This window comes from Nocardiopsis sp. M1B1 (assembly GCF_052466615.1).
Map to the genome: position 1 here is coordinate 5,257,974 of NZ_CP196194.1, position 14,341 is coordinate 5,272,314.

At 75.3% G+C, this 14,341-nt stretch carries 15 protein-coding genes; 9 read left to right on the top strand and 6 right to left on the bottom strand.

The genetic code is table 11. The annotated features are described in order from the left end of the window. Nucleotides 1-50: 50 nt before the first annotated feature. The 3 genes from ACSTA4_RS22760 (at nucleotide 51) to ACSTA4_RS22770 (ending at nucleotide 3,233) form a co-directional block, all read left to right on the top strand. Complete coding sequence (locus ACSTA4_RS22760) at nucleotides 51-1,007, top strand: LysR family transcriptional regulator (RefSeq protein ID WP_444960947.1); 957 nt, start codon at nucleotides 51-53, stop codon at nucleotides 1,005-1,007. Nucleotides 1,008-1,215: 208 nt separating this feature from the next. Continuing rightward, on the top strand, nucleotides 1,216-2,262 hold the full coding sequence (locus tag ACSTA4_RS22765; RefSeq protein ID WP_444960948.1) for an endonuclease/exonuclease/phosphatase family protein: 1,047 nt from the start codon (nucleotides 1,216-1,218) through the stop codon (nucleotides 2,260-2,262). Nucleotides 2,263-2,396: 134 nt separating this feature from the next. Further along, nucleotides 2,397-3,233 (top strand): TIGR03619 family F420-dependent LLM class oxidoreductase, encoded by an 837-nt coding sequence (locus ACSTA4_RS22770; protein WP_444960949.1) that lies wholly within the window; start codon nucleotides 2,397-2,399, stop codon nucleotides 3,231-3,233. 102 nt (nucleotides 3,234-3,335) lie between these two features. On the opposite strand, the gene ACSTA4_RS22775 is transcribed toward ACSTA4_RS22770, so the two are convergent. Further along, nucleotides 3,336-3,572 (bottom strand): hypothetical protein, encoded by a 237-nt coding sequence (locus tag ACSTA4_RS22775; protein ID WP_212643138.1) that lies wholly within the window; start codon nucleotides 3,570-3,572, stop codon nucleotides 3,336-3,338. A 198-nt stretch (nucleotides 3,573-3,770) separates the two neighbouring features. Between ACSTA4_RS22775 and ACSTA4_RS22780 the strand changes: the two genes are divergently transcribed. After that, nucleotides 3,771-4,400 carry an HAD-IA family hydrolase gene (locus ACSTA4_RS22780; protein WP_444960950.1) on the top strand — a complete coding sequence of 210 codons (630 nt, stop codon included), beginning with the start codon at nucleotides 3,771-3,773 and terminating at the stop codon, nucleotides 4,398-4,400. Nucleotides 4,401-4,540: 140 nt separating this feature from the next. Further along, complete coding sequence (locus ACSTA4_RS22785; RefSeq protein WP_444960951.1) at nucleotides 4,541-4,999, top strand: GNAT family N-acetyltransferase; 459 nt, start codon at nucleotides 4,541-4,543, stop codon at nucleotides 4,997-4,999. A 62-nt stretch (nucleotides 5,000-5,061) separates the two neighbouring features. Here ACSTA4_RS22785 and ACSTA4_RS22790 read toward each other — a convergent pair whose 3' ends face one another. Further along, nucleotides 5,062-5,847, bottom strand: a complete 786-nt coding sequence (locus ACSTA4_RS22790; RefSeq protein ID WP_444960952.1) for a class I SAM-dependent methyltransferase — start codon at nucleotides 5,845-5,847, stop codon at nucleotides 5,062-5,064. Between the two features lie 74 nt (nucleotides 5,848-5,921). After that, the gene (locus tag ACSTA4_RS22795) at nucleotides 5,922-6,878 is read right to left on the bottom strand and encodes an AraC family transcriptional regulator (RefSeq protein ID WP_444960953.1); all 957 of its coding nucleotides are present in this window, start codon (nucleotides 6,876-6,878) and stop codon (nucleotides 5,922-5,924) included. Between the two features lie 175 nt (nucleotides 6,879-7,053). On the opposite strand from ACSTA4_RS22795, the gene ACSTA4_RS22800 reads away from it, so the two are divergent. Continuing rightward, the gene (locus ACSTA4_RS22800) at nucleotides 7,054-7,878 is read left to right on the top strand and encodes an NAD-dependent epimerase/dehydratase family protein (protein ID WP_444960954.1); all 825 of its coding nucleotides are present in this window, start codon (nucleotides 7,054-7,056) and stop codon (nucleotides 7,876-7,878) included. Between the two features lie 124 nt (nucleotides 7,879-8,002). Here ACSTA4_RS22800 and ACSTA4_RS22805 read toward each other — a convergent pair whose 3' ends face one another. Together ACSTA4_RS22805 and ACSTA4_RS22810 are read right to left on the bottom strand one after the other, a co-directional pair. Continuing rightward, entirely contained in the window at nucleotides 8,003-8,572 is a 570-nt protein-coding gene (locus ACSTA4_RS22805; RefSeq protein WP_444964247.1) for a hypothetical protein, read from the bottom strand. 5 nt (nucleotides 8,573-8,577) lie between these two features. After that, a complete protein-coding gene (locus tag ACSTA4_RS22810) occupies nucleotides 8,578-9,903 on the bottom strand; it encodes an MFS transporter (protein WP_444960955.1) in 1,326 nt (441 codons plus the stop codon). Nucleotides 9,904-9,974: 71 nt separating this feature from the next. Between ACSTA4_RS22810 and ACSTA4_RS22815 the strand changes: the two genes are divergently transcribed. The 3 genes from ACSTA4_RS22815 (at nucleotide 9,975) to ACSTA4_RS22825 (ending at nucleotide 13,538) form a co-directional block, all read left to right on the top strand. Next, a complete protein-coding gene (locus ACSTA4_RS22815; protein WP_444960956.1) occupies nucleotides 9,975-10,970 on the top strand; it encodes a GlxA family transcriptional regulator in 996 nt (331 codons plus the stop codon). A gap of 244 nt (nucleotides 10,971-11,214) precedes the next feature. Next, on the top strand, nucleotides 11,215-11,823 hold the full coding sequence (locus ACSTA4_RS22820; protein ID WP_444960957.1) for a hypothetical protein: 609 nt from the start codon (nucleotides 11,215-11,217) through the stop codon (nucleotides 11,821-11,823). Nucleotides 11,824-12,011: 188 nt separating this feature from the next. Then, on the top strand, nucleotides 12,012-13,538 hold the full coding sequence (locus ACSTA4_RS22825) for a vWA domain-containing protein (protein WP_444960958.1): 1,527 nt from the start codon (nucleotides 12,012-12,014) through the stop codon (nucleotides 13,536-13,538). On the opposite strand, the gene ACSTA4_RS22830 is transcribed toward ACSTA4_RS22825, so the two are convergent. Further along, nucleotides 13,465-14,340, bottom strand: a complete 876-nt coding sequence (locus ACSTA4_RS22830) for a cytochrome c oxidase assembly protein (RefSeq protein ID WP_444960959.1) — start codon at nucleotides 14,338-14,340, stop codon at nucleotides 13,465-13,467. The genes ACSTA4_RS22825 and ACSTA4_RS22830 overlap by 74 nt on opposite strands. Nucleotide 14,341: the final 1 nt, after the last annotated feature.

A 14,341-nucleotide genomic window follows, 5' to 3' on the forward strand; every position in this document is an offset into this window, starting at 1 on the left:
GAACCGACACTAGTCCGACCATCCATTCACCGACCAATAAAATCGGCGAGGTGAGCTATAGGAATGTCAATGGTTCGGGCACGGCGGCCGACCCGCGGCCCGGCGGGCCGCTCGATCTGCAGCAGTTGAGGACCTTCCTGGCGGTACACCGATCGGGGTCCTTCACCGCCGCCGCGCAGCTGCTGCGGCTGTCGCAGCCCACGGTCACCACCCAGATCCGTTCCCTGGAGCGGCGGCTCGGACACCCCCTCTTCGAGCGGCTGCCCCGAGGCGTGGCTCCGACCGCCGAGGCCAACGACCTGGCCGCGCGCGTGGCAGAACCCCTGGACGCGCTGGAGGTGGTGGCCGGGCTCGGCGGGGGCGGCACGACCGCGTCGCCCGCGCCGCTGCGCGTGGCGGGTCCCGCCGAGGCGCTGCACGCGCTGGTGCTGCCCGCGCTCGCGCCCCTGGTGGAGGGCGGCCTGCGGCTGCGCGCGCGCACCGGTCCGGCCGAGGACCTGCTGGAGGGACTGCGCCGGGACCGGCACGACCTGGTGGTGTCCGCGGTGCGGCCGCGCGGGCGGACCCTGGTCGCCGAACCCCTCGCCGACGAGGAGTTCGTGCTGGTGGCGTCGCCGGTGTGGGCGGACCGGATCGGCCGCGACCGGCTCCTGCGCCAGGGCGCCTCCGCGCTGTGCGCGGTCCCGCTGGTGGCCCACGACGACGAGCTGTCGGTCCTGCGCCGCTACTGGCGGCAGGTGTTCGGGGTGCGGCTGACGTGTGCGCCCGCGGTCACCGTGCCCGACCTGCGCGGGGTGGTGTCGGCCGTCACGGCGGGGGCGGGGGTGACGGTGCTGCCGCGCCACCTGTGCCGGGAGGCGCTGGCCGAGGGCCGCCTGGTGGCGCTCCTGGCCCCGGAGGAGCCGCCGGTCACCACGCTGTACCTGGTACGGCGCCCGGGGGTGGCGGACAACCCGTGCCTGGAGGAGGTGCACCGGCGCCTGGTGTCGGCCGCCCGCGCCTGCTGAGGGGGCCGCCCGGGGGTTCGGAGCCATCGGGCTTGGAGCCACCAGGGATTCGGCGCCGCCAGGGGCTCGGCGCCGCCGGGAGCGGATGCCGCCCGGGGTTCAGTGCCATCGGGCTCGGGTGCCGCGACCGCCCCGAACCCGCGCCGCGGTGGTGTAGTCCTAACCCCGTGAAGGGCGGGCGACGGCGTCCGCTCCGGGGAGGACGGCGATGGAACGCGTACAGGCACCGGACAGCGGCACGGAAGCGGCGGACGACGGGGGCTCCGGGCCCCCGGGCCGCTCCCCCGCGGTGACCGTCCTGGTCGCGCTGGCCGCCGCGGGGCTCGCGGTGTTCGCCCTACTGCGGGTCCTGGGCTTGGAACGGGGCTGGCCCCTGGTGCCCGCGCTGGCCTTCACGCCCTACGCGCTGGCCACCGCTCCGCTGGCGGCGGTGGTGGCCGGACTGCTGCGGCGCTGGAGGTCCATGGCGGTCCTGACCGCGGTGACGTTGGCGCTGGCCGCCGTGGTCGTGCCCCGCGCGGTGCCGTTCGGCGTGACCTCGGCGGGTGGTCCGGTCGTGCGGATCATGACCCTGAACATGCTCGGCGGCGGCGCCGACGTGAACCGGGTGGTGTCGCTGGTGCGCGACCGGGAGGTGGACGTGCTCACCCTCCAGGAGGTCACCCCCGACCTGGTGCGCGAACTGTCCGCCGCCGGGCTGGACGACCTGCTGCCGCACGCGGTCGACCGCTCCGACCCCCGGGGCGTGCACGGGAGCACCGTCCACTCGGCCTTCCCACTCACCGACGCCGGCGGCGGGGAGGCGGGCCGGGACACGTTCGCGATGCCGACCGCCGTCGTGCGGCTGCCAGAGGACGGCGACGGGGACGGGGAGGACGACGTGCTGGAGGTGACGTCGGTGCACGTCCCGCCGCCGCTGTCCCCCGCGTACACCGACTCCTGGCGCGGGGAGCTGGAGGGCCTGGCCGAGGCGGGCGACCCGGACACGATGCGGGTCCTGGCCGGGGACTTCAACGCGACGCTCGACCACGCGGCGCTGCGCGAGGTCCTGGACGCGGGGTACCTCAGCTCAGCCGCGGTCCTGGGCGAGGGGCTGGAGCCCACGTGGCCGGTGGGGCGGGCGGTGCCGGGGCTGGCCATCGACCACGTGCTGGTGCACCCCCGGATGGGCGTCGACGGCCTGGAGGTGGTGGAGGTGACCGGCACCGACCACAGGGCGGTGCTGGTCGAGGTGTCCCTGCCCTCGCCCCGGTAAGCTTCCCGGCTTCCCGGCTTCCCGGCTTCCCGGCTTCCCGGCTTCCCGGCTTCCCGGCTTCCCGACGAGGACGGTACGGGGACGTCCGGCCCGTCCTTGACCCTCGCACCGGTGGCACGGTCTACCGTCGCCCCATGAGCGAGTTGACCGAACCGATCACGGGAACCGCCCTCCAGGTGGTCCTGCCCGACGAGTCCGCGCGGATGTCCCCGGGAACCCTCGTCGACCTGGGCGTTCGCGCCGAGGAGTTGGGTGTGGACGCGGTGTGGCTGCCCGACCACCTGCTGCCGCCCGCGCCGTACGGCCGCACCTTCGGCGGCGTGTACGAGCCGCTGGTGACCCTGGCCCACCTGGCGGCCCGGACCCGGCGGATCCGGCTGGGCACGTCGGTGCTGGTGGCGCCGATGCGCGACCCGTTCGTCCTGGCGAAGCAGGTGGCGACCCTGGACGCCCTGTCCGAGGGGCGCTTCGTCCTGGGCGTGGGGACCGGCTGGTCGCGCGAGGAGTTCGAGGCCGTGGGGTCGGACTTCGCCACGCGCGGCGCCCGGACCGACGAGACACTGCGGCTGCTGCGGCACCTGTTCGAGGGTGAGGGGCCGTTCGAGGGGCGTTTCCACTCCTACGAGCGCGGGGTGTTCGCCCCCCGTCCGGCACGGCGCGTACCCGTGATGGTGGGCGGCACGTCCGAGCGGGCGCTGCGGCGGGCCGCTGAGTGGGCCGACGTGTGGCAGGGCGTGGAACTGGACACGACGGGGTTCGTGGAGGCCCGGAACCGGCTGCGGGAACTGACCTCGCGGCCGGTGCGCGCGGGAACGCGGATCGCCTGGTCCGGGGGCGAGGAGGAGTTCGAACGAGCCGTCGGGCTGTTCCGGGAGCTGACCGCCGCCGGGGCGGACGCGGTGGCGGTGTGGTTCGGCGACGCGGAGGGCTTCGGCGACCGGATGGAGCGGTTCGCGGCGGCACTGCGCTGACAGGGGACACCGGGCCGAGCGACGGCGCCACGCCGACCGGCGGCGGAGTGCCGGTGCGGCGGCGGAGTGCCGGTGCGGCGGCGGAGTGCCGGTGCGGCGTTCCTACTCCTGCGCGCCGAAGAGCCCCCGGCCGCCGTACTTCTTGTGGATGGCCTGCTTGGACACGCCGAGCACCCGGGCGATCTCGGCCCAGGTGGAGCCGCGGTTGCGGGCGCGGCGGACGAGGACGGCCTCGACCCGCTCCATCTCCCTGCGCATCCGGACGGTGGCGTCCAGACCCACCAGCGGGTCGTCGGCTCCGGTGGTGCGGGCGAGGGAGGTCAGCTGTTCGGCGTCCATAGGTCAACTGTAATTGACATACCCGTGGTGGCGCACCCGTGGCGTGTCCTCGTCGGGCGGGCGGAGGAGGGCCGGACGCCGTGCCGGATCGGGTCGATCACCGCCTCCCGAAGGTCCGGCGGGGGTGCCTTCGCCGACGCCCCGGCGGTCGCGGGTGGCACCCTGGAGTTCCCGACGAGGACCGGACGAAGGAGTGACGTGGGCGGTTACGACGAGGCGACCGTGCTGTTCGACCTGGACGGCGTGCTGGTGGACTCCACCGCGAGCATCCGCGCGGGGCTGACCGCGTGGGCCGTGGAGCGCGGCGTGGACGTCGGCGCGGTGCTCGAACACCACCACGGGCGGACCGACGTGGACCTGGTCCGCCTCTTCGCCCCGCACCTGGACCCGCTGACCGAGGCGCCACGGATCGAGGACCACGAGGCCGCCGCCGGGGACGGCGTCCGGGGCGTGCCCGGCGCGCGCGAACTCCTCACCGAACTCGACGCGCGCGGACGCCCCTGGGCGATCGTCACGTCCGGGAGCGACCGGATCGCGCGTTCGCGGATCGCGACGGCGGGGCTGCCCCTCCCCCGCGTGCTGGTGACCGCCGACCAGGTGACCGCGGGCAAACCCCACCCGGCCCCGTACCTGCTGGGCGCCGAGCGCATGGGGGCCGCCCCCGCGCGGTGCGTGGTGGTGGAGGACTCGGTGAGCGGGGTCCGCTCCGGACTGGACGCGGGCATGCCCGTGGTGGCCGTGGCCTCCACGACCGGCGCGGAGGATCTCGCGCACGCGACCACCGTGGTGGCGGACCTCGAAGCCGTGGCCGCGCTGCTGCTCCCGTGACACCCGCGCCGGGTCGGCCCGCCCGCGACGCGGGGAAGCGCTCCGAGCGGCCGGGCCCCTCCCCTTCGGAACCGCTCGGGGCGAGGCCCCATCGACCGCGTCCGGCGGCGCCGGAACGCCTGACGACGTACGGAGCACCCTTGAACGAGGGCATCACCATCGACCGGGCCCGCGCAGAGGACGTGGCGGCGATCGTCGCCATGCTCGCCGACGACGAGCTGGGCTCCCGGCGCGAGGACCCCGGGGACCCGGCCCCCTACCTGGCGGCCTTCCGAGTGATCGACGCCGACCCGCACCAGTTCCTGGCGGTGGCCCGCCTCGGGGGCCGGGTGGTGGGAACCCTCCAGTTGACGTTCCTGCCGGGCCTGTCCCACCGGGGCGCCACCCGCGCCCAGGTGGAGGCGGTGCGGGTGCACTCGGACGAGCGCGGCGGCGGCCTGGGCACCGGCCTGCTGGTCTGGGCCGAGGAGGAGGCCCGCCGCCGGGGAGCCGCCATGCTCCAGCTGACCTCGGACGCCTCGCGCGGGGACGCGCACCGCTTCTACGAGCGGTTGGGGTACACCGCCTCCCACGTCGGTTTCAAGAAGCGGCTCGGCTGAGCGGACACGCAACGGCGGGCGCGGAGCCGAGGACCCGCGAGCGAACGGGCACCGGCGTGCGGCTACGGCGTCCGGCGGGCCAGGTGGAGCCGCGTGACGTAGGGGACGCGCACGTTCCCGTCGGGGAAGTGCGCGGCGACGAGCTCGGTGAGGGCGGCCCGGGTGCGCTCCTCGCCGATGTTGCGGACCACGGCGGCCATCCTGCTGGAGGACAGCGCGCTCCCGACGAAGCCCGCGGTGTCGAGTTCGCGCGTCCAGGCGGCGGTGAACTCGGTGGCGTCGGAAAGGCCGTCCCGGGCTTCCATCTCGGCGACGGTGTCGTAGGCGCGGTAGTCGCGCCGGTAGTCGTCGCCGTACTCCTCCATCAGGCTCTCGTGGGCGTCGACGAACGCACTGGCCGTCCAGTCGCGGTCGTTGTTGAGGACCGCGACGGTGCCGCCGGGCAGGAGCAGGCGCGCGGCCTCGGCGTAGAAGGCGGGCCGGTCGAACCAGTGGACGGCCTGCGCGGCCAGCACGAGGGAGGCCGACGCGTCGGGGAAGGGGACCTCCTCGGCACGGCCGTCCACGTACTCGGCCCCGTCGGGTTCCTCTGCGGCGGTGGCCCGCATGGAACGCCCCGGCTCGACGCCGACCACACGAGGGCCCGGACCGAAGACGTGGCGCAGGGCTCGGGTGGAGATGCCCGTCCCCGCGCCGACGTCGAGCAGGAGCCGGGGCTCGGGCCAGGAACTCCGCTCACCGGCGAGGACGTGGGCGCGCAACCGGTCAAGCACGGAACGGGGGTATCCCGGCCGGAAACGGCGATAGCCCTCACTGAGCTGGTCGAACTCCTGGGTCCTGTCGGTCATCGCGTCCCCCTTCTGCCGTGCCCTGGTCCCCGGGTCCCGGGAACACCTACCCAACCACGTGGCTCGGGGCCGCGTCAGGCCTCCTGCGACACGCGCTCGGCCCGGGCGGCCCGGTACGCGGACGGGCTCGCGCCCGTGTGGTTCTTGAACGCGGAACTGAACGCGAACGCGCTCCCGTAACCCACCCGGGCGGCCACGGCCTCCAGGCCCAGCCCCGGGCTGGCGGTGAGCAGGTCGCAGGCCACCGTCAGCCGCCAGGTGCGCAGGTAGGTCATCGGAGGGGTGCCCACGGCCCGCTGGAAGCGCGCGGCCAGGGTGGCGCGGGAGACCGCGCACTCCCCCGCCAGGGACTCCAGCGTCCAGGGGTCGGCGACGCGCTCGTGGACCAGCTCCAGCGCCCGCGCGACGACGGGGTCGCTGCGGGCGGTGAGCCAGTTGGGCGCGCTGTCGGGGTTGTCCTCCAGCCAGGCGCGCACCGCCATCACCAGCAGGCAGTCCAGGAGCCGGTCGTTGAGGCTGGTCTGGGCTACGTGGCCGGTGGTGATCTCGCGGGCGAGCAGTTGCACCAGCGCGGGGTCGACCCGGCCCTCGGGGAGCACCGCAAGCGACGGCAGCGCGGCCAGGGCGAGGCGGCCGACCTCGCTGTCGTCCAGGTAGGCGCCCACGACCATGGTGTCGGTGCCGTCGGGGTCGTTCCCCCAGGTGCCGACGCCGTGGCTCATGGACACGTGGACCTCCGCGCCGTCGCGGGCCACGCACCGCGCACCCGGCAGGGCGGTGACGGTGGGCTCCCGGCCCGGGCTGTCGGCGATCACGTAGGGCTCCGGGCCGCGCACGAGCACCAGGTCGCCGGGACCGGCCTCGGCCTCCTCCCCGCGCGCCGCCACCCAGGCGCGCCCGGAGGTGACCACGACCAGGGTGAGCGCGGCCTCGTCGCGGATGTCGATGCCCCAGGGCGGGCTCATGACGGTGCGCAGGGTGAAGGCGCCGCGCGCGCGTGGTCCGTCCAGGAGGTGCACGAGGGGGTCCATGGCCTCACCCTAGTGACGCGGACGGGGGCTCAGGGCTCGGCCGCCGAACGCGCGGGCTCCTCCGAGGGGGCCGTGTCCGAGGACAGCGGGAACCGCGCCGGATTCAGACGAACGCTTATGCACACCAGCGTTCTGGCTATGTTCCGTCCGATCCCCGGCTGGTGGACTGGGGGACATGACCACACAACACGTCCTCGTCACCGGCGGCACCGGCATGACCGGCCGCCGCGTCACCCGCCTGCTGCGCGAGCGCGGCGCCGACGTCCGGGTCGGCTCCCGCTCCGGTCGGCCCCGCTTCGACTGGCACGAACCCGCCACCTGGGACGCCGTCCTGGAGGGGGCCGCCTCCGTCTACCTGTGCTACCACCCCGACCTGGCCTTTCCCGGTGCCGACGAGACCGTCGCCGCGTTCGCCTCCCGTGCCGCCCGGAGCGGCGTCCGACGCGCGGTGCTGCTGTCGGGCCGAGGCGAGGAGGGGGCCGAGCGCGCGGAGCACGCCGTGCGCGGCGTGTTCCCCGACCTGACCGTGCTGCGCTGCTCGGTCTTCGCGCAGGACTTCTCCGAGAGCTTCCTGCTCGGGCCGGTCCTGGAGGGCACCGTGGCCCTACCCGTCCCGGACGTGCCCGAGCCGTTCGTGGACCTCGACGACGTCGCGGAGATCGCGGCCCGGGCGCTGACCGAGGACGGGCACGCCGGTGAGCTGTACGAGCTGACCGGGCCCCGGGCACTGACGTTCACCGAGGCCACCCGCCTGATCGGTGGGGCCGCCGGGTATCCCGTCGCCTGCCGCCGTGTCCCGCCGGAGGAGTTCGTCGCCGGGGCGGTCGCCGCGGGGCTGCCCGGGGAGGTGGCCCGGGGGCTGACCGAGATGTTCGGCGAGATCCTGGACGGCCGCAACGCCGAGCCCGCCGACGGGGTGGAGAAGGCGCTGGGCCGCCCGGCCTCGGACTTCGCCGAGTACGTCCGCCGGGCCGGGGCCGCCGGGGCCTGGAGCCGCTGAAGGCGCGGGCGCGCCCAGTACGAGGGGGCGCGGTGTGGAGGCGCCCGGTGCCCGTACGGGCACCGTTTCCCACCGCCCCGGACGGACCGCCAGGTCCGCCCGGGGCGGCCCGCGTCCGGGGCGGTCACTCCCTGGCCGGTCCGCGCCTCAGGTAGCGCACCCAGTTCACCGCTACACCGCCGACCGCGGCCGGACACGCCGCGAGGATGAGCGAGGACAGGATCCACTCCCGGGAACCGTCGGGGCCGTAGACGCGGTTGGCGGCCCCCGCGTCCACGGAAGGGATCCGCTCGCCCTCCCGGCAGGTGTCGCGGCCGGCCGCGTGCAGGTAGACCCCGCGCGGCTCCCCTCCCCCGGCACTGGTGAAGGTGCCGTTGCAGACGCACGACTCGTGCCCGGGGTGCTGAACGCACGTGAGGCTCGACGCGGTGAACACACCCGGCACGCCCTCACCGCGCGCCGCGCGCAGCCCCTGTTCCAGTCCGGAGAACGCCACGTAGGCCACCATGGCGACGAGGATCAGCAGGACGACGGAGAACTGCGGTGACGGTCGCCGGGGACTCCGGGCTGCGCGGCCCCCGCCGAACCCGCCACCGTCCGAACGGGCGTCGCCGCAACCGGTGGCGCCGTGGTCGTTGTCGGAGGTCTCGGCGCCACCGCAGACGTCAGCGTCCCCCATGCCGGTGTCCCTCATGCCGGTCACGCCCTCTCCCGCGCGTCGTCACTCACCCCTGCGGGCCCCTCGTCCGCGAGGTCGGCGCCCGTGCCGCGCGGCAGGTTGAAGGCCAGCAGCCCGGCGACGGCGCACAGGGCGGCGGCCATCAGCCACACCGGGCCGTAGCTTCCGCCCACGTCACGGGCGAAGCCGCCGAAGACCGCCATCGCCCCCGCGCCGACCTGGTGGACGGCGTTGACCCATCCGAAGACGATGGCCCCGTCCGCGCCGAAGATCCGACGGCACAGCAGGATGGTCGGGGGCACCGTCGCGACGTCGAGCAGACCGAACACCACGACGAAGGCCACCAGCGCCGCCCCGGCGTCCGGGCCCAGCAGCACGGGCAGCGCGGCCAGGAGGGCGCCCCGCCCCGCGTAGTAGACGACCAGGAGCGCACGCGGGTCCACCCGGTCGGTGAGCCACCCGGACAGGACCGTTCCCACCAGGGAGAACACACCGATCGTCGACACCAGCGCCGCGGCGACCGTGACGGCCATCCCGTGGTCCTGAGCGGCGGGCACGAAGTGGGTCCAGATGATGCCGTTGGTGGTCGCGCCGCACACCGCGAAGGTCCCCGCCAGGAGCCAGAACCGGCGGCCGCGCACCGAGGAGGACAGGACCTCCACGGTCCGGCGCGCCGCCCCCCGGTCCACCCGGGGCCGCTCCACGAAGACCGGGGAGCCGTAGGGACGCTGCCCCAGATCGGCCGGGTGATCACGGAGTACCAGGGCGACGAGGACGATCATCACGCCCGCCGTCAGCGCCGGGGTCACGAGGGCCGGACGCCATCCCTGGTTCTCGACGATCCACGCCAGAGCGGGCAGGAACACCATCTGTCCGAAGGCACTGGCCCCGGTCAGGGTGCCGATTACCAGCCCGCGGCGTTCGACGAACCAGTTGTTGGCCACGGTGGCGGCGAACGTCATCGCCAGGGACCCGGTACCCGCGCCGATGAGCATCCCCCAGTAGAGGGTGAGCTGCCAGGCGGTGGTCATGACGGTGGTGAGTCCGGCGCCCGCCACGACGGCCCCCAGGGCCACCAGGGCGACGCGGCGGATGCCGAACCGGTCCATCAGCGCGGCGGCGAACGGGGCGATCAGGCCGTAGACGACCATGTTGACCGAGGCCGCCGTGCCGATCGTTCCCCGGGACCACCCGTACTCGGCGTGCAGGGGATCGGTCAGGATCCCGGGCATCGCTGCGAAGGCCGCCGCGGCCACGATGGTCAGGCACGAGACCAGTGCGATCGGCCACGCGCGGTGGAACGGGGTACGTGCGGGCTTCCCCGCGGAAGCGGTGTTCTCGACCATGGCCCCAGCCTCCTTCGCGGGCCCCTCCCCCCGACAGTGTCCTGAAAGCCAACATGCGCAAGAATCGGGCCATGAGGATTTTTTCGCGTCCCGGCCGCCACCGCGTGGCCGTCCTCGTCCGCCACGGCCTGCTGCCCATCGAGTCGGGCATCGTCCACCGCCTGTTCGGCCAGGCCCGGGGCGCCGACGGGGAACCGCTCTACGAGGTCGTCACCTGCGCGCTGGAGCCGGGTGAGATCAGCACCGACACCGACTTCACGATCAACGTGGCCCACGGACCGGAGGCCCTCGACGAGGCGGACACGGTGATCCTGCCCGCCGCCGACGAGGACTACGGCGAACGCCCGCACGCACCCCTCGCACCGGCTCTGGCCGCGGCCGTCGCGCGCATCCCGCCGACCGCGCGCGTGGCCTCGATCTGCACCGGCGCGTTCGTGCTCGCCGCGGCCGGGCTCCTGGACGGGTGCCGCGTGACCACCCACTGGAAGTCGGCGGGCTACTTCCGCACCATGTACCCGGGCATCGACCTGGACCCGGACGTGCTGTACACCGACAACGGGCGTGTGCTGACCGCCGCCGGGGTCGCCTCGGGCATCGACCTGGGCCTGCACATGATCCGCGTCGACCACGGCGCCGCCGTGGCCAACGAGGTGGCGCGCAGTACCGTCGTCCCGCCCCACCGCGACGGCGGACAGGCCCAGTACATCCGCCGTCCCGTGCCCGCGCCGGAGCGCGCCGCGACGGGTCGGGCGCGCGCCTGGGCCCTGGAACACCTGCACCTCCAGCCGGGCCTGCGGGAGATGGCCCTCCAGGAGTCCATGAGCGTGCGCACCTTCACCCGCCGTTTCCGCGACGAGGTGGGGCTCTCGCCCGGCCGGTGGATCGCCCAGCAGCGCCTGGACCGGGCCCGGCAGCTGCTGGAGGAGTCGGACCTGCCGGTGGACGGGGTCGCGCACGAGGCGGGCTTCGGCACGGCGGCGTCGCTGCGCCAGCACATGCACGCCGAGCTGGGGGTGTCCCCCAGCGCCTACCGGCGCACCTTCCGGGGTACACCGGACGCGGTTTGAACCCGTCCGGGGCCCGGAACCCCTGACCGGGGGCGCGGGCGGCGGACCTCCCCCAGCGGGGAGGCGCCCCCGGGGGTCATCGGTACGGCCCACGGAACCGGGCGCGGGACGGACCGTGCAAGGGCGGGGCGCGGGTGCGGAAACGCCCGTGGCCGCGCGGTCCGCGGCGTGAGGGGGCCCGGAACGGGTAACGGGGAACCGTGGGTTCCGCGCCCACGCCCGCCCCTCACCCCGGAAGGCCCCCGTGAAGCTCTACGCCGAGTACCCCGTGCGCGCGTTCCTCCAGTTCGCCTCCGACCTGCTCGCCGCCGCCTGGGTGTACGCGTGGGTCGGCGCGGCGCTGGCGCTGCGCGAGACCCTCATGGCCCTCAGCCGCCCCGGCGAACTCATGGTGAGCACGGGCGAGGGCTTCAGCGAGCACATGAACGCCGCCGCCGAGCAGGCCCGGAAGGTGCCCCTGGCCGGGGAGGCCCTGTCCACCCCGTTCACCAGCATGAGCGAGACCGGCGAGTCCCTCACCTCCGCCGGGGTCTCCTTCCAGGAGACGGTGGCCTCGCTCTCGCTGGCCCTGCCGCTGCTGACCGCCGTGCTCCCGCTGCTGCTGCTCGCCGCCACCTGGCTGCCCCTGCGCGCCCGGTGGGTGCGCCACGCCAGCGCCGCCAAGCGGCTGCGCGGGCTCACGCCCGAGGCCCGGTCCCGGCTGCTGGCCCTGCGCGCCCTGACCTCGGCCTCCCCGTCCCGGCTGGCCGGTACGCACGAGGACCCGGCGGGCGCCTGGCGCTCCGGTGACCGCGGAGCCGTGGACGCGCTGGCCGCCCTGGAACTGCGCCGCCTGGGTCTGCGCCGGATCTGAAGCACGCCGCACCCCGCACCGACGAGGGTCGTCCCGGCCGCGTGGCGGAGGACCCCGTCCCGGGCCCGGCCGAGTGGCGGGGCCGGACGCGCGGCCCGGAGATGGCCCCATCCGGCCACTCCGGACCGCGCGAACGTCGTCGCCGCTTCCTAGGCTGGATGGCCACACTCCCGACCCCCGGAGCACGCATGCACCTGACAGCGCTGTTGGACTTCGACGCCGTCCCCCGGGACACCGACGACGCCGTGTCCGTCCTGGTCGACATCACCGCCCCCGAACGCGAGGAGGACACCGAGCGCCCGCCCGCGACCCTCCAGGTCGTGCTGGACCGAAGCGGGTCCATGGGCGGAGGACGCCTGGACGGCGCGGTGCGCGCGCTGTTGTCCCTGGTGGAGCGGCTCGCGCCCTCCGACAACTTCGGACTCGTGTCCTTCAACGACCAGGCCCGCGTCGAGGTGCCCTGCGGGCCGCTGGAGGACAAGGCGCGGGTGCGCCGCCTGATCTCCGGGCTGCACGCGTCGGGGGGCACCGACCTGTCCAGCGGGCTGATGCGCGGTGTGCAGGAGGCCCGCCGCGCCGGAGCCGACCGGGGCGCCACCCTGCTGCTGATCTCCGACGGGCACGCCAACCAGGGCGTCACCGACCACGACCTGCTCCGGCAGGTGGCGGCCGACGCCTACTCCCACGGGGTCGCCACCACGACCCTGGGATACGGCCTGGGCTACGACGAGGAACTGCTCGGCGCGGTGGCCGACGGCGGCGCGGGCAGCGCCCTGTTCGCCGAGGACCCCGACACCGCGGGCGGCCTCATCGCCCAGGAGGCCGAGTACCTGCTGGCCAAGACCGCTCAGGCCGTGTCGCTGCGGGTTCCGTCCGGTCCGCTCCTGCGCGCCGTCTCCGTGGTGGGCGAGATCCCCTCCCACCGGCTCGCGGACGGGTCGGTGGTGGTCGAACTGGGCGACTTCCACTCCGGGGAGCGGCGCCGCCTGCTGCTGCGCCTGGAGGTCTGCGGGCTGTCCGCGCCGGGCACCGTCGCCGCGCTGGAGGTCACCTACGCCGACCCGGTCACGCTGGCCAGCCGCACCGTGTCCCTGCCCGTCGAACTCGGCGTGGTCGCGCAGGAAGCGGCCGACGAACGGGTGCCCCGGCCCGAGGTACGCGCGGAGGAGGTCCTCCAGCGGGCGCAGACCGCCAAGAGGAGGGCCAGCGAGGCCATGCGCCGGGGCGACCGCTTCGGCGCCGCGGGTCTGTTGGAGGAGGCGCGGACGGACCTGGCCGACCACATGCCGGAGGCGCCCGGCGGTGCCACCGGTGCGCGTGCGGCGGCTCCGCCGCCGGAGGTGCTCGCGCAGATGGAGGAACTGCGGCGGATGGCGGGGATGACCCGGACCGGCGACGCCTCCCGGGTCTCCAAGTCGCTGTACGCGAGCCAGGCGGGCTACTCGCGCAAGAGCGGCCGTCAGCGCCCGGGGGCCGCACAGGACGGCGGGCAGCGGGCCGGAGGGGACGGGGACCGGGCGGAGCAGGACCGGACCGGCGGCGGGGCCCGGGACGGTGCTTCCGGTCCCGGTCAGGGCTCCGGCCCGGAGGCCGGGGGCGGTGGCCCCGGCCGGGGCCCCGGCCGCGGTCGCCGCGGTCGCCTCATCCGGGGCCAGCAGACCGACGGCGGACGACCCACCCCCGACGGGGGCGCTCCTCCCCCGCAGGAGTCCTGAGGCGTTCCCGCCCGGGTTCCGTACCCGGGCGGGGAAGCAGCCAGGGACGGCACACCAGGAAGATCAACGCGATCTCCACCGGCGCACCGGCGTAGTACATGAGCTGGGCTCCGGCATGGGCCTGTTCGGCGGGCACCCCCGGAGGCGGCGCCGCGTAGAGGGACTTGGCCAGGACGTTGTGCGCGGCGACGGCCGCGACCAGGGCGGCGGCCCGCCACGGCGGAGGGAGCCGGTGCGGCGCGGGGTCGGGTCCGCCCAGCACCGCGAAGGTGAACAGGCACCCGGCGGCCAGCACGTGGGCGTGTACCAGGGCGTGCAGGAGCGGGTCGGTGTGCGTCGCGGCGTACAGGCCGGTGCGGTACAGCGCCCACAGGCCTCCGACGCTGAGCAGGCCCGCGACGACCGGATGGGTCACGAACGCGGCGGGCGCCGACCGCAGGACCCGGGAGAGCGTGCGCGCGGCGTCCAGCGGCAGGGTCCGCAGGGCCAGAGTGGCCGGTGCCGCCAGGACCAGCAGGAGCGGGCCGAGCATGCCCAGCAGGACGTGCCCCGCCATGTGGGCGGCGAAGTCGTGGTGGGCCCGCTCGGCCAGGGGGCCCACCAGGGCCGCCCCCACGGCCGCGCACCCCGCCGCCCAGGCCAGGACGCGGGTCCGGGGCCAAGCCGCGCCCCGGCGGCTCGGCAGGAGCGCCGCGACCGCGTAGACCGCCAGGGCCGCGCACACCAGCGCCAGGACGGCCCACGCGCCGGGTGCGAGGAAGCCGGGAACCGCGGTGGCGGGTTCGTGCCCGCGGTGGTCCACG

Bases quoted from the DNA above. Each gene is read 5' to 3' on its own strand.
- ACSTA4_RS22765 (WP_444960948.1), top strand. From the start codon at position 1,216: ATGGAACGCGTACAGGCACCGGACAGCGGCACGGAAGCGGCGGACGAC.
- ACSTA4_RS22770 (WP_444960949.1), top strand. From the start codon at position 2,397: ATGAGCGAGTTGACCGAACCGATCACGGGAACCGCCCTCCAGGTGGTC.
- ACSTA4_RS22775 (WP_212643138.1), bottom strand. From the start codon at position 3,572: ATGGACGCCGAACAGCTGACCTCCCTCGCCCGCACCACCGGAGCCGAC.
- ACSTA4_RS22790 (WP_444960952.1), bottom strand. From the start codon at position 5,847: ATGACCGACAGGACCCAGGAGTTCGACCAGCTCAGTGAGGGCTATCGC.
- ACSTA4_RS22795 (WP_444960953.1), bottom strand. From the start codon at position 6,878: ATGGACCCCCTCGTGCACCTCCTGGACGGACCACGCGCGCGCGGCGCC.
- ACSTA4_RS22800 (WP_444960954.1), top strand. From the start codon at position 7,054: ATGACCACACAACACGTCCTCGTCACCGGCGGCACCGGCATGACCGGC.
- ACSTA4_RS22805 (WP_444964247.1), bottom strand. From the start codon at position 8,572: ATGAGGGACACCGGCATGGGGGACGCTGACGTCTGCGGTGGCGCCGAG.
- ACSTA4_RS22810 (WP_444960955.1), bottom strand. From the start codon at position 9,903: ATGGTCGAGAACACCGCTTCCGCGGGGAAGCCCGCACGTACCCCGTTC.
- ACSTA4_RS22815 (WP_444960956.1), top strand. From the start codon at position 9,975: ATGAGGATTTTTTCGCGTCCCGGCCGCCACCGCGTGGCCGTCCTCGTC.
- ACSTA4_RS22825 (WP_444960958.1), top strand. From the start codon at position 12,012: ATGCACCTGACAGCGCTGTTGGACTTCGACGCCGTCCCCCGGGACACC.